The organism is Sphingomonas sp. 77B, assembly GCF_056497825.1.
This window is the reverse complement of the sequence record NZ_JBWMBY010000001.1, coordinates 1,841,715-1,854,635: the sequence shown is the minus strand read 5'-3', so window position 1 is coordinate 1,854,635 and position 12,921 is coordinate 1,841,715. Positions and strand designations below refer to the sequence as shown.

Below are 12,921 nucleotides of genomic sequence, written 5' to 3'. Positions count from 1 at the left end.
ATGAAGAAAGTCCGTGTCCTGGTGATCGACGACAGCGCCAGCGTCCGCCAGGCGATGACCGCGATCCTGTCCGCCGATCCGGAAATCCAGGTGATCGCCGCCGCCGCCGATCCCTTTGCCGCCGCGCGCTACATTCAGGAGGAGGTGCCCGACGTCATCACCCTGGACGTCGAGATGCCGCGCATGGACGGCATCACCTTCCTGCGCAAGCTGATGGCGCAGCGCCCCTTGCCGGTGGTGATGTGCTCGTCGCTGGTCGAGGAAGGCTCGGAAACGCTGCTCCAGGCGCTGGAGGCGGGGGCGGTCGACGTCATCCTGAAGCCGCGCGTCGGCGTCGCCGATCACCTGAACGAAGCGCACATGATGATCCGCGAGACTGTGAAGGGCGCGGCCAAGGCGCGGCTGGGCGCGCGGCGTGCCCAGGCCAAGCTGTCGCCCGCCCAAAAACTGACCGCCGACGCCGTGCTGCCGCCGCCGACCGGCCGCGCGATGAGCCGCACGACCGAGATGGTGGTGTGCATCGGCGCATCGACCGGCGGGACCGAGGCGCTGCGCGAGGTGCTGGAGGCGCTGCCCGCCAATTCGCCGGGCATCGTCATCGTCCAGCACATGCCGGAAAGTTTCACCCGCGCCTTCGCCAAGCGTCTCGACGGGCTGTGCCAGGTCGACGTGAAGGAGGCCGAGGACGGTGACACGGTGATGCGCGGCCGCGTGCTGATCGCGCCGGGCGGCCTGCGCCACACCATGCTGGAACGGCAGGGCGCGCGCTATGTCGTGTCGGTGCGCGAGGGGCCGCTGGTGTCGCGCCATCGGCCCTCGGTCGACGTGCTGTTCCGCTCGGCGGCGCGCAACGCCGGCGCCAATGCGGTCGGCATCATCCTGACCGGCATGGGCGATGACGGCGCGCGCGGCCTCCTGGAGATGAAGCAGGCGGGTGCGCGGACCTTTGCGCAGGACGAGGCGACCTCGGTCGTGTTCGGCATGCCCAAGGAAGCGATCGCGCGCGGCGCCCATGACAAGATCATCCCGCTGGGCAGCGTCGCACGCGAACTGCTCCACGCCACGGCACGCTAAGAAGGAATTACGGATGTTTGTGGCACGGATCGATACCGACAACGCCGCCCCTCTGTCGGGCGGTGCGCTGGCTCCGGCCACCTCTTTCGCGCTGCTTGCGGATCAGGTGCAAGGCCGGATGGGTGGCCTGGAGGATGCGTTTCGCGAAACCGGCGAGACGCTGGCCACCGCGATCGGCACGATCGACGGCATGGCGCAGGGACTGTCTAGCATCCGCCAGGACCTTTCGCACGACACCGCCGGCGTGGCCGTGTCCCGGCTGCGCGACGTCGCCTATCGCCTCATCACCCTGCCGATCATCCAGAAGCGGCGCGCGATAGAGGTCGAGACGCTGACCGGCCGCACCCGCGAGCTGCGCGGCCTGCTGAACGAGGTCAGCACCATCCTGAAGCTGCTCGGCATCTATGGGATGAACATCAAGATCGCCTCGTCGGGCGAGGCGGCGTTCTTCAACTTCGTCGTCGGCATGGACGAGAAGCTGACCACAGGCCGCCAGGAGCTGCGCCAGATCGAGCGGCAGCTCGACCAGTTCGGCCGCGTGGTCGGCGACGTACAGCAGGCCGACCGCCTGCTCGCGACCGAATGCGATCGCGCCGGGGCCGCCGTACCCGCCGAGCTGACCGCCAACGCCAATGCGCTGCAGGATCATATCGAAGCGGTGATGCGCATGACCGAGGAGGTCGGCGGCATCGTCCGCACCGTGCAGGGGGAGGTTGCGCGCATCCTGGGCGCGATCCAGATCGGCGACAGCGTGCGCCAGCGCGCCGAACATGCCATCGCCATGCTCCGCCGGGTCGCGACCGACGACGCGAACGGCGGCGTGCCCGACGGTGCGAAGGCGCACATGGCCCGGCTGGTCGCCGCGCAGTTGAACGCGATGGCCGATGAGTTCGGACGCGAGATCGCCTCGATCGTCACCTCGCTGGAACGACTGGCTCCGCTGGCGGATCATCTGCGCGAGCTGCTGGGGGCGCAGGGCGGCGGCGATGGGCAGCTGCTGTTCCGGCTGGAACATGGCATCTCGACGCTGGGCAATGTCACCGACCAGCTGTGCGACGCCGATGGCCATCTGGCGGAGCTGACCGGCTTCGTCAGCCGCACGCTGGAGGATCTGACCGAAGGGTTGGGCCGAATCCGCCATATCGCTGTGAACGTCCAGGATATCTCGACCAACACCCAGCTGCTGTGCCGTCGCCATGGCACGCTGGGCCGCGCGGTGGCGGTGATCGCCAAGGAAGTCGCTCCCTGCGCCAGCAGCCTGGACCAGCTGAGCATCGCGGTCGGCTCGCTGATCGGCGTGCTGGGTGGAATCGATCTGGTCCAGGACCAGTCGGAGGGCCAGAAGGGCGACGCGCGCGGCGCCCTTCAGGAAGCGTTGTCGGTCGTCCGACGCGCCTGCGAAAGCTCGGCGGGCGCCATGGTCAAGGGCGGTGGCGATGCCGAGCGGATCGTCGCCTCGCTCCAGGCCAGCGCCGGGGATCTGAGCGAGCAGCGTGACTTTGCCGAAACGCTGTGCGGAGTTGCGCAAGGGCTGATCCTTTACGCCGATCACGTCGCCCCCGAAACGCCGGAAGGCACCGAGCTGACCGCAGCGGACGAGGCCGTGCTGGCCGAATGGCTGCCCTGGGCGGCGAAGCTCTATACCATGGCGTCCGAACGCCTGATCCATGCGGCGTATCTGCTGCCCGGCATGGAGCCGGTGGCGACCGTGGCGGCGGCGGTGACGTTCGACGATGACGACGACGGGCTGTTCTGATCACGATTGCACGATGCGTCAGGCGTCTTGCACAAAGTTCACGACCGGGGTGCGAAGCCATTCGCACCCCGGTTCGTTTCGCTCTTGCAGCATGACGGGCACCGGCCCCGACAACAGCAAGGGAAAGACGAACCATGGCCGAGACGATCGCCGATCTTTTGAACCGCACGCTGGTCGAGGCGGGCGTGGAGCGGATCTGGGGCGTGACGGGCGACAGCCTGAACGCGTTCAACGACTCGCTCCGCAAGTCGGGCGCGATCCGGTGGATGCATGTCCGCAACGAGGAGGCGGGCGCCTTTGCGGCCGGGGCGGAAGCGGCGGCGACGGGCGAACTCGCGGTTTGTGCGGGCAGTTGCGGCCCGGGCAACCTCCACCTCATCAACGGGCTGTTCGACTGCCACCGCAACCATGTGCCGGTGCTGGCGATCGCGGCGCATATCCCGTCGAGCGAGATCGGCCTCAATTATTTCCAGGAGACGCATCCTACCGAGCTGTTCCGCGAATGCAGCCATTTCTGCGAGATGGTGCAGGACCCACGGCAGATGCCCGAACTGCTGCACCGCGCGATCCGCACCGCGATCGGCAAGCGCGGCGTGGCGGTGCTGGTCATCCCCGGCGATGTCGCGCTGAAGCCAGCACCCGAGACGCGGAACGTCGCCTTCCCGCCGCTCGCCACCCCGCGCATCGTCCCGCCTCAGGCGGAGCTGGGCAAGATCGCCGACCTGCTCAACGGGTCGAAGGCGGTGACGCTGCTGTGCGGCGCAGGCACGGCGGGCGCGCATGACGAGGTGGTGGCGCTGGCGGAGGCGCTGAAGGCGCCGATCGTCCATGCGTATCGGGGGAAGGAATGGATCGAATACGACAATCCCTATGATGTCGGCATGACCGGACTGATCGGCTTTTCGTCGGGCTATCACGCGATGATGGAATGCGACACGTTGCTGATGCTGGGCACCGACTTTCCCTATCGCAACTTCTATCCCGAAAAGGCCAAGGTCGTGCAGGTCGACCGCGACCCAAGCGCGCTGGGGCGGCGGGTGCCGCTCGACCTGGGCGTGGTCGGTGACGTGGCCGAGGTGGCGCGCGGCCTGATCCCGCTGATCGCCAGCGAGCGCGACGGGCGTTTCCTGGACAAGGCGCGCGCGCATTACCGCGATGCACGCAAGGGTCTGGACGACCTCGCCACCCCGCGCGACGGCGACAAGCCGCTGCATCCGCAATTCGTCGCGCGGACCATCGACCGACTGGCGAATGAGGATGCGGTCTTCACCGCCGATGTCGGCACCCCTGCCGTCTGGGCGGCGCGCTATCTGACGATGAACGGCAAGCGGCGCTTGATCGGGTCGTTCAACCACGGATCGATGGCGAATGCCCTGCCCCAGGCGCTGGGCGTGCAGGGGGCCTGTCCGGGGCGACAGGTGGTGTCGCTGTCCGGCGATGGTGGCCTGACCATGTTGATGGGCGACATGCTGACCGCCGTGCAGATGAAGCTGCCGGTCAAGATCGTCGTCTTCAACAATTCGACGCTGGGCTTCGTCGCGCTGGAGCAGAAGGCGGCGGGCTATGTCGATGACAATGTCTCGCTCCAGAACCCGGACTTCGGCGCGATCGCGCGCGAGATGGGCTATTTCGGCGTGCGCGTCACCCGTTCGGACGCGCTGGAGGGGGCGCTGCGCGAGGCGTTCGCGCATGACGGCCCCGCGCTCGTCGATGTCGTGACCGAGACGCAGGAACTCATCATGCCGCCCAAGATTCAGGCGGAGCAGGTCAAGGGGTTCAGCCTCTATGCCGCGCGCGCGGTCCTGAGCGGGCGCGGCGACGAGGTGCTGGAGCTGGCGCGGGCCAACCTGTTCCGGTGACACCGCCGCCCGCCTTGCGCGACTGGGTGACGACGCATGTCTCAGGCGAGGAGACGGTTCGCACCATCGCCTTCGTCGCGCGCTGCACCGGCGCGGCGGTGCTGGCGCTCGGCATCGCCGACCGGCTGCACCTCGACCATCCCGTCTGGGCCAGCGTGTCGGCGCTGGTCGTGTCGCAGGACCGGCTGGGCGACACGCATCGCTCGCTCGGCTGGCGGATCGTTGCGACGCTGATCGGGGTGGCGGTGGCGCTGCTTGTCGCCTTTGCCATGCCCGGTGCCGGGGCGGTCACGATGCTGGCGGTGGCGGTCGGCATCACCGCCGCCATCGCCCGCATCCGCACCGAATTGCGGGTGTGCATGTGGACCTCGGTCATCGTCCTGCTGACGGTGCCGCCGGGTGGAACGATCCTGATTTCCGCGCTCGCCCGCGCGCAGGAGGTGCTGCTGGGTGTCGCCATCGGTGCCGCCCTGCACTGGAGTTTCGAGCGGCTGCTGTTCCACCGGATCTCCTGACGGTCTGTCCGACAAATAAGCGCTATTTCGTCGCCCTTTGGACATGAATTTGACTGCTGCGCCCGAAAACGTTTGCGGATTTGGGGCGTCTGGCGCAACATGCGGGAAAATAGAATAGTCGGAGAAGATCGGTGCCTTCATGCTGTCCCGCCCCGTCGCGGCGCCAAGTCCTTGCCACGGCCAGTATCGGTGCCCTGGCGACCGGATGGGGGGCGGTGATGCCTGCCTCCGCCTGGGCGCAGAATGGGGCGGCCGCCAAGCCGATGGCGCCCATGCCCGCCCATGCGGTCCAGCCCTTCGACATGGCCGACGTCACGCTGGCGGACAGCCCCTTTCTCCACGCTCAGAAGATGACCGAGGCGTATCTGATGCGCCTGCAGCCCGACCGGCTGCTCGCCAATTTCCGCAGGAATGCCGGACTGAAGCCCAAGGCGCCCGTCTATGGCGGCTGGGAGTCGGAGCCGCAGTGGGAGGAGATCAACTGCCACGGCCATACGCTGGGCCATTATCTCTCGGCCTGCGCGCTGGCGTATCGCGCGACCAAGGACAAGCGCTATCGCCAGCGGATCGACTATATCGCGAACGAGCTGGCCGCATGTCAGCAGGCGGCGGGCACCGGCCTGGTCTGCGCCTTTCCCAAGGGGCCCGCGCTGGTCGCGGCGCATTTGCGTGGCGAGCCGATCACCGGCGTGCCCTGGTACACGCTGCACAAGGTCTATGCGGGCCTGCGCGATGCGGTGGAACTGGCGGGGAGCGAGGCGGCGCGGCCGGTGCTGATCCGGCTGGCCGACTGGGGCGTCGTCGCCACCAAGCCGCTGTCCGACGCGGAGTTCGAGACGATGCTGGAGACCGAATATGGCGGCATGAACGAGGTTTATGCCGACCTGTATTTCATGACCGGCAACGATGATTACCGCCGCCTCGCCGAACGATTCTCGCAAAAGGCGGTGATGAAGCCACTGGCGGGTGGCCGCGACTATCTCGACGGGATGCACGCCAACACCCAGATCCCGAAGATCATCGGTTTCCAGCGTGTGTACGAGGCGAATGGCGATGACGCCTATCACAACGCCGCCGCCTTTTTCTGGCGGACGGTCGCGCATACCCGCGCCTTCGCGACCGGCGGGCATGGCGATGGCGAGCATTTTTTCGCCATGGCCGATTTCGACAAACACGTTTTCTCCGCCAAGGGATCGGAGACCTGTTGCCAGCACAATATGCTGAAGCTGACCCGCGCGCTGTTCCTGCGCGACCCGCAAGCCGAATATGCCGATTATTACGAGCGGACGCTCTACAACGGCATCCTCGCCTCGCAGGACCCGGATTCGGGCATGGCGACCTATTTCCAGGGCGCGCGGCCCGGCTACATGAAGCTGTACCACACCCCCGAGGACAGCTTCTGGTGCTGCACCGGCACGGGGATGGAAAATCATGTGAAGTATCGCGACTCGATCTACTTCCATGACGACCATGCGCTGTACGTGAACCTGTTCATCCCCTCGACCGTGACCTGGGCCGACAAGGGCGCGGTCCTGACCCAGGTGACGCGCTTCCCCGAGGCGGCGAACACCCAGTTCCGCTGGAAACTGCGCCAGCCGACCGAGCTGACCCTGAAGCTGCGGCATCCGAAATGGAGCCGCACCGCGACCCTGCTGGTCAACGGCACGGAAGTGCAGCGTTCCGACAGGCCCGGCCGCTATGCCGAGCTGACCCGGACATGGAAGACCGGCGACACCGTCGAATGGCGCCTGGCCATGGAACCGGGCGTCGAGAGCGCCCCCGCCACGCCCGAGATCGTCGCCTTCACCTATGGCCCGCTCGTCCTGGCGGGCGCGTTGGGCCGCGAGGGGCTGGCACCGGGCGCGGACATCATCGTCAGCGAGCGCAAGTACGGCGAGTATAATGACACGCCCTTCCAGGCCCCGACGCTATCGGGGCGGCCCGATGCTCTGGCGAAGACCATCAGCGCGACCAGCAAGCCGCTGGAGTTCACCATCCCGGCGACGGACGGCCAGCCGGTGCGACTGGTCCCTTACCACCGCATCGCGCATGAGCGTTGCGCGACATACTGGAAGCTGGCCTAAAACTCAGATCAACCACCCCGGCGAAGGCCGGGGTCCAGTTGCCACGCCGTCGCGGCCGATAGCACATTAAGATTTGTTCGCGCGGAGGCGCGGAGACCCGGAGAGCCAGTCCGATTGGCGGCACGCCTCCATCAACACTCGGTGGAGAGAGGCACAGAGCAGAATGACATTACGTCGTGTCAATGCGAGCCCCTCCCCTTCAGGGGAGGGGTTGGGGTGGGGCCTTTCCACGAACGTCGCGCTTGCGGAAGCGCCCCACCCCCGGCCCCTCCCCTGAAGGGGAGGGGGGCTATTTCAAATCATCAGGGGCGAGAGCTGCCACGGACGAGACACCTCCGCGCCTCCGCGCGAATAAAATCGTCCGATGCATCGGGGCTCCACCGGCCGCAAAGTATAAAGCATCTGGACCCCGGCCTTCGCCGGGGTGGGGCTATATGATGATGTCGGGAATGGTGGGCGATGACGGGCTCGAACCGCCGACATTCTCGGTGTAAACGAGACGCTCTACCAACTGAGCTAATCGCCCCCTTGCGGGTAAGCCCCGCCTAATGCCGATGCGCTGCGCGTCTGGCAAGCCGCTTTTGTACCTCCAACCCATCTGGTTCGTTTGTTGGATACAAACTCCCGCGCCATCGGTACATAACAAGAACATTGAGGGGCGGGTGCGACCGGGGGAGCGGTCGGGTTCGCGCTTCGATGCTTTGGGGGAGTGGGGATGGCCGGAACGGGGGAGGGCGTAGCGTGGACGCTGGCGCGGCGACGGCAATTCCTGGCGGCGCTGGCGGTCAGTGCCGATGCGGAGGCGGCGGCACGCGCGGTGGGAGAGACGCTGCGGGCCGCACGGGCTCTGCGGCAGCGCGACCGGGCCTTTGGGCAGGCTTGGGACGCGGCGATCGGTGCGGCGCACGCGCTGGTCGAGGAAGGGCTGCTGCGCCGGATGCTCACCCTGTTGGCCGGGGAGCAGGAGGGGGGAGAGGCCGGTGCGGGGACCACCGGCCTCTCCATCACCCCGCCGCTCTCGGCCACCGAAGTGCAATTCTATCTGAAGCTGCTGGCCCGTCGCGATGCGCTGGCCAGGGCCGGTGACGGCGCGGGCGAAGCGGCGCGGGCCGACGCGGCGGAAACCGATGCAGCGCTGGAACGCGCGCTCGATGGCTTGGCGCGGCGGCGGTTGAAGGGGATGGCGTGATGGCGGGACAGGATGCGGCAACGCGGCTCGCCACGCTGGCGATGTTGGAGCCGGGCGCGCGCGAACGGGCGCTGGCGGCGCTGACCCCGGCACAGAAGCGCGAACTGGTCGAGCGATGGGAATTATGGGCGCATGACGGGCAGGTGGCACCGCCGGGCGACTGGCGGGTCTGGCTGATCCGCGCGGGGCGTGGTTTCGGCAAGACGCGCGCGGGGGCGGAGTGGGTCAGTAGTCTTGCTCGCGACAATCCGGGCGCGCGGATCGCGCTGATGGGGGCGACGCTGCGCGACGTCGAGCGGGTGATGGTGCGCGGCGAAAGCGGGTTGCTGGCGGTGGCGCGCAAGGGCGAGACGCCGAAATGGATCGGCAGCCTGGGGCAGGTGCATTTCGCCTCCGGTGCGATCGGCTTCGCCTATTCGGCGGCCGCGCCCGAGGCGTTGCGCGGGCCGCAGCATCACGCCGCCTGGTGCGACGAATTGGGCAAGTGGAAGGGGGAGGCCGGATGGGACAATCTGATGATGACGCTCCGGCTGGGCGAGCGGCCGCGCGTGCTGGTCACGACCACGCCGCGCGCGACGCCGCTGATGCGCAAGGTCATGGCGCTGCCCGATTGCGTCGAGACGATCGGGCGGACCAGCGACAATGCGCATCTGCCCGACAGTTTCCAGGAGGCGATGATCGCCCAATATGGCGACACGCGGCTCGGGCGGCAGGAGTTGGACGGCGAGATGGTCGACGACCGCGAGGGGGCCCTGTGGACCCGCGCGCTGCTCGACCGGCAACGGGCCAAGACGGTGCCCGCGCTCGACCGGGTGGTGGTGGGCGTCGATCCGCCCGCGACCAGCAGCGGCGATGCCTGCGGGATCGTTGCGGTCGGGCTGGGGCGCGACGGCCATGGCTATGTGCTGGAGGATGCGAGCGAGGCGGGGCTGTCGCCCGAGGGCTGGGCGGCGCGGGTGGCGGGCTGTGCCCGGCGAAACCGGGCCGACCGGGTGGTGGCCGAGCGCAACCAGGGCGGCGATATGGTGGAAAGCGTGCTGCGGCTCGCCGACCCGACCCTGCCGGTGCATCTGGTCTATGCCTCGATCGGAAAGGCGGCGCGGGCGGAGCCGGTGTCGTTCCTCTATGCGCAAGGCCGGGTCTGGCATTCGCGGGGGTTTCCGGCGCTGGAGGACGAGCTGTGTGGGCTGGGGGTGGCGGGGGCCTATGACGGACCCGGCCGCTCGCCGGATCGGGCAGACGCGCTGGTCTGGGCGCTGACCGAGCTGGTGCTGTCGGGGCGTGGAGCCCCGGGGATACGGAATTTGTGAAGGCACCTTTTCCTCCCCTGCAAGGGGAGGTGGCAGGCCGCAGGCCTGACGGAGGGGTGTCGCGGTCGGAGAGGTCGGGCTGCCCTCGCGGGCGGTGACACCCCTCCACCAGCTTCGCTGGTCCCCCTCCCCTTGCAGGGGAGGAATGATTTTCGAGGAGCAGAATCATGAGGATGTTCGGTCGCAAGGCCGGGCGGGGGGCGGCGCGTCCTTTGCTCGGATTGGGTTTGGCGCGGTCGGGGGTGCCGCTGACGGGGGCCACGCCCTCTTATGAAACGCAGGTGCGCGAAGGGTATTTGCGCAATCCGGTGGCGCAGCGCGCGGTGCGCATGGTGGCAGGGGGCCTCGCCGACGCACCGCTCAGCGCCTCGCATTCCGAACTGGTCGCGCTGGTCGCGGCGCGCAGCGAGGGGCAGGCGCTGCTGGAGACGGTGGCGACGCACATGCTGCTGCACGGCAACGCCTATGTGCAAATCCTGCGCGATGCCGAGGGCGACGTGGCCGAGCTGTTCGCGCTGCGCCCCGAGCGGGTCACGATGGAGCTGGACGCGAGCGGCTGGCCCGCCGCCTACCTGTACCGCGCAGGCGGTCGCGTCACGACCTTGCCGGTCGATCCGGTAAAGCCATCGGTGGTGCATCTGAAAAGCTGCCACCCGCTCGACGATCATTATGGTCTCGGCTGTCTGGGCGCGGCGGCAGGGGCGATCGCGATCCACAATGCGGCGGCCGCCTGGAACCGCGCGCTGCTCGACAATGCGGCGCGGCCTTCGGGGGCTTTGGTCTATGATCCGGGCGACGGATCGACGCTGACCCCGGACCAGTTCGAGCGATTGCGCGCCGAGATGGAGGGCTTTGCGGGGAGCGGCAATGCCGGGCGTCCGCTGCTGCTGGAGGGCGGGCTGAAATGGCAGGCGATGAGCCTGACGCCCGCCGAACTCGACTTCATCGCGGCCAAGGCGTCGGCGGCGCGCGAGATCGCGCTGGCCTTTGGCGTGCCGCCGATGCTGCTCGGCCTGCCCGGCGACAACACCTATGCCAATTATCGCGAGGCGAACCGTGCGTTGTGGCGGCAGGCGATCCTGCCGCTGGCGGGCGCGATCCTGAGCGGGCTGGGGCAAGGTCTGGCGGGCTGGTTCGAGGGGGCGAGCCTGTCGGTCGATATCAACCGCGTCACCGCCCTGGCCGAGGAGCGCCAGATGCTTTGGGCCATGGCGGCGAGCGCCGACTTTCTCGATTCGGCGGAAAAGCGCCAGATGGTCGGTCTGTCATGAGCGGCCCCCGAATCGACACCAACGTTCTGGCGCGGCTGCTGGCGCAGGCGGCGGACAGCGGTGCGGACCTCGTCACGCTGCGTGCGGTGGCCGAGGAAGCGGGCGAACTGGGCGCGACGCGGGCGCTGACCCGATTGGGCCTGACCGACCCGGAGGCGGCGGGCGATGTCGCCGAATTGCGTGAACTGCTGACCGCGTGGCGCGAGGCCAAGTCGTCGGTGTGGAAAAGCGCGGTCGGCTGGCTGACGCGGCTGCTCGGCGCGCTGCTGCTGGCGGGAATCGCGATGCGGCTGGGGATGGAGGACTGGCTGAAATGAGCCTCTCCTTCACCGGCTATGCCGCAATCTGGGACCGGATGGACCGGGCGGGCGACGTCATGCGGCGCGGCGCCTTTGCGGGCGCGGGCGAGGTGCCGCTGCTCTGGCAGCACCGGGGAACGCCGATGGGCCGCATCACCGCATTGGCCGAGGACGATAGCGGGCTGGCGATCGAGGGGGTCGTCGATGACCCGGCGCTCGCCGCGCTGGTCCGCTCGGGCGCGGTGGCGGGGCTGTCGGTCGGGTATCGAACGCGCGTCGTCCATCAGGGCGGGGTCCGCGCCATCCTGTCGGCCGAGCTGATCGAGATCAGCCTGGTGACGGTGCCGATGCAGCCGCTCGCCCGTGTGATGCAGATTTCAACCAAGGGGGATTGATATGGACGTGATCGAACGACCTGTGCTGGACGGCGCGCGCAAGGCGAGCGGCGCGTTCGACGGCTATGTGCGCAGCGGCGCCACCGTCGAGCTGAAGGCCTTTACCGGCACCACCGGCGACAGCGGCGGCTTTGCCGTCCCGCGCGAGATCGACGCAGCGATCGGCGCGGTGCTGCGCAACGTCTCGCCGATTCGCGGCATCGCCAATGTCGTGACGGTCGGCTCGGCGGGCTATCGCAAGCTGGTGACCACCGGCGGCACGCCCTCGGGCTGGGCGAGCGAGACGGCGGCGCGGCCCGAGACGGCGACGCCCAGCTTCGTCGAACTCGCGCCGCCGATGGGCGAGCTGTACGCCAATCCGTCGGCCAGCCAGGCGACGCTGGACGATGCGGCGTTCGACGTCGAAGACTGGCTGGCCAGCGAAATCGCGACCGAGTTCGGCCGCGCGGAGGGTCAGGCCTTCGTCAACGGATCGGGCGTCAACCGGCCCAAGGGGTTCCTGACCAATGCGATCTCGACCGCCAAGGACGGGGTGCGCCCCTTCGGCACGCTTCAATATATCCCGAGCGGCGCGTCGGGGGCTTTCCTGAACGGCGGTGAGGACCGGCTGATCGAGCTGGTCCAGCTGCTCCGTGCGCCCTACCGACAGGGGGCGTGTTTCGTGATGAATGCGGCCACCGCGGCGCGTATCCGCAAGCTGAAAACGTCGGACGGCCAGTTCCTCTGGGCACCGGGGCTTGCGGCGGGGCAGCCCGCGACCCTGCTCGGCTATCCGGTGGTCGAGGCGGAGGATATGCCGGACGTCGTGGAAAATGCGTGCGCCATCGCCTTCGGCAATTTCCAGGCGGGCTATCTCATCACCGAGCGCGCCGAGACCGCGATCCTGCGCGATCCGTACAGCAACAAGCCGTTCGTCACCTTCTACGCCACGCGGCGCGTCGGCGGCTGCGTCAGCGACTCCGAGGCGATCAAGCTGATGAAATTCGCGACCGGCTGAGCCTGGAAAAATCGGGGCAGCCGCCGGGGGCTGCCCCGTAGTTCAGGGAGGATGCCGAACCGGCCGGGGGGCGCGGGGTCGGCATGGCCGGTGCCCAGGGGGAGGCGGGCAGCGGCTGTCCCACTCTCTGCGCGCCAACTGTGACGCCCGTGTGTCGGACCTGTCGCAGTTT

Annotated in this window: 11 protein-coding genes and 1 tRNA gene; 11 read left to right on the top strand and 1 reads right to left on the bottom strand. The window is 68.3% G+C overall.

Annotated features, from left to right (window positions below; genetic code table 11):
- The 5 genes from AC1GI4_RS08645 to AC1GI4_RS08625 all read left to right on the top strand — a co-directional run bounded on the left by AC1GI4_RS08645 (position 1) and on the right by AC1GI4_RS08625 (position 7,288).
- Complete coding sequence (locus AC1GI4_RS08645; RefSeq protein WP_433909685.1) at positions 1 to 1,074, top strand: protein-glutamate methylesterase/protein-glutamine glutaminase; 1,074 nt, start codon at positions 1 to 3, stop codon at positions 1,072 to 1,074.
- Between the two features lie 13 nt (positions 1,075 to 1,087).
- Positions 1,088 to 2,830: a hypothetical protein gene (locus AC1GI4_RS08640; RefSeq protein WP_479629247.1), complete on the top strand. Its 1,743-nt coding sequence runs from the start codon at positions 1,088 to 1,090 to the stop codon at positions 2,828 to 2,830.
- 134 nt (positions 2,831 to 2,964) lie between these two features.
- The gene (poxB, locus tag AC1GI4_RS08635) at positions 2,965 to 4,689 is read left to right on the top strand and encodes a ubiquinone-dependent pyruvate dehydrogenase (RefSeq protein ID WP_479629246.1); all 1,725 of its coding nucleotides are present in this window, start codon (positions 2,965 to 2,967) and stop codon (positions 4,687 to 4,689) included.
- On the top strand, positions 4,686 to 5,204 hold the full coding sequence (locus tag AC1GI4_RS08630; RefSeq protein WP_479629245.1) for an FUSC family protein: 519 nt from the start codon (positions 4,686 to 4,688) through the stop codon (positions 5,202 to 5,204). The genes poxB and AC1GI4_RS08630 overlap by 4 nt, the downstream gene beginning before the upstream one ends.
- Before the next feature lie 218 nt (positions 5,205 to 5,422).
- A complete protein-coding gene (locus tag AC1GI4_RS08625) occupies positions 5,423 to 7,288 on the top strand; it encodes a glycoside hydrolase family 127 protein (RefSeq protein WP_479630381.1) in 1,866 nt (621 codons plus the stop codon).
- A gap of 450 nt (positions 7,289 to 7,738) precedes the next feature.
- Here the strand turns inward: AC1GI4_RS08625 and AC1GI4_RS08620 are convergent.
- A tRNA-Val gene (locus tag AC1GI4_RS08620) sits at positions 7,739 to 7,814 on the bottom strand.
- A 189-nt stretch (positions 7,815 to 8,003) separates the two neighbouring features.
- Between AC1GI4_RS08620 and AC1GI4_RS08615 the strand changes: the two genes are divergently transcribed.
- The 6 genes from AC1GI4_RS08615 to AC1GI4_RS08590 all read left to right on the top strand — a co-directional run bounded on the left by AC1GI4_RS08615 (position 8,004) and on the right by AC1GI4_RS08590 (position 12,749).
- On the top strand, positions 8,004 to 8,477 hold the full coding sequence (locus AC1GI4_RS08615) for a hypothetical protein (RefSeq protein WP_294274573.1): 474 nt from the start codon (positions 8,004 to 8,006) through the stop codon (positions 8,475 to 8,477).
- Complete coding sequence (locus tag AC1GI4_RS08610; protein ID WP_479629244.1) at positions 8,477 to 9,787, top strand: DNA-packaging protein; 1,311 nt, start codon at positions 8,477 to 8,479, stop codon at positions 9,785 to 9,787. The genes AC1GI4_RS08615 and AC1GI4_RS08610 overlap by 1 nt, the downstream gene beginning before the upstream one ends.
- Positions 9,788 to 9,954: 167 nt before the next feature.
- A complete protein-coding gene (locus AC1GI4_RS08605) occupies positions 9,955 to 11,058 on the top strand; it encodes a phage portal protein (protein ID WP_479629243.1) in 1,104 nt (367 codons plus the stop codon).
- On the top strand, positions 11,055 to 11,375 hold the full coding sequence (locus tag AC1GI4_RS08600; protein WP_294274566.1) for a DUF6127 family protein: 321 nt from the start codon (positions 11,055 to 11,057) through the stop codon (positions 11,373 to 11,375). Before AC1GI4_RS08605 ends, AC1GI4_RS08600 begins: the two co-directional genes overlap by 4 nt.
- A complete protein-coding gene (locus tag AC1GI4_RS08595; RefSeq protein ID WP_479629242.1) occupies positions 11,372 to 11,752 on the top strand; it encodes an HK97 family phage prohead protease in 381 nt (126 codons plus the stop codon). The genes AC1GI4_RS08600 and AC1GI4_RS08595 overlap by 4 nt, the downstream gene beginning before the upstream one ends.
- Before the next feature lies 1 nt (position 11,753).
- A complete protein-coding gene (locus AC1GI4_RS08590) occupies positions 11,754 to 12,749 on the top strand; it encodes a phage major capsid protein (RefSeq protein ID WP_479629241.1) in 996 nt (331 codons plus the stop codon).
- The last annotated feature ends 172 nt before the right edge of the window (positions 12,750 to 12,921 follow it).

Bases quoted from the DNA above. Each gene is read 5' to 3' on its own strand.
- AC1GI4_RS08610 (WP_479629244.1), top strand. From the start codon at position 8,477: ATGGCGGGACAGGATGCGGCAACGCGGCTCGCCACGCTGGCGATGTTG.
- AC1GI4_RS08605 (WP_479629243.1), top strand. From the start codon at position 9,955: ATGAGGATGTTCGGTCGCAAGGCCGGGCGGGGGGCGGCGCGTCCTTTG.
- AC1GI4_RS08625 (WP_479630381.1), top strand. From the start codon at position 5,423: ATGCCTGCCTCCGCCTGGGCGCAGAATGGGGCGGCCGCCAAGCCGATG.
- poxB (WP_479629246.1), top strand. From the start codon at position 2,965: ATGGCCGAGACGATCGCCGATCTTTTGAACCGCACGCTGGTCGAGGCG.
- AC1GI4_RS08595 (WP_479629242.1), top strand. From the start codon at position 11,372: ATGAGCCTCTCCTTCACCGGCTATGCCGCAATCTGGGACCGGATGGAC.
- AC1GI4_RS08640 (WP_479629247.1), top strand. From the start codon at position 1,088: ATGTTTGTGGCACGGATCGATACCGACAACGCCGCCCCTCTGTCGGGC.
- AC1GI4_RS08600 (WP_294274566.1), top strand. From the start codon at position 11,055: ATGAGCGGCCCCCGAATCGACACCAACGTTCTGGCGCGGCTGCTGGCG.
- AC1GI4_RS08645 (WP_433909685.1), top strand. From the start codon at position 1: ATGAAGAAAGTCCGTGTCCTGGTGATCGACGACAGCGCCAGCGTCCGC.
- AC1GI4_RS08615 (WP_294274573.1), top strand. From the start codon at position 8,004: ATGGCCGGAACGGGGGAGGGCGTAGCGTGGACGCTGGCGCGGCGACGG.
- AC1GI4_RS08590 (WP_479629241.1), top strand. From the start codon at position 11,754: ATGGACGTGATCGAACGACCTGTGCTGGACGGCGCGCGCAAGGCGAGC.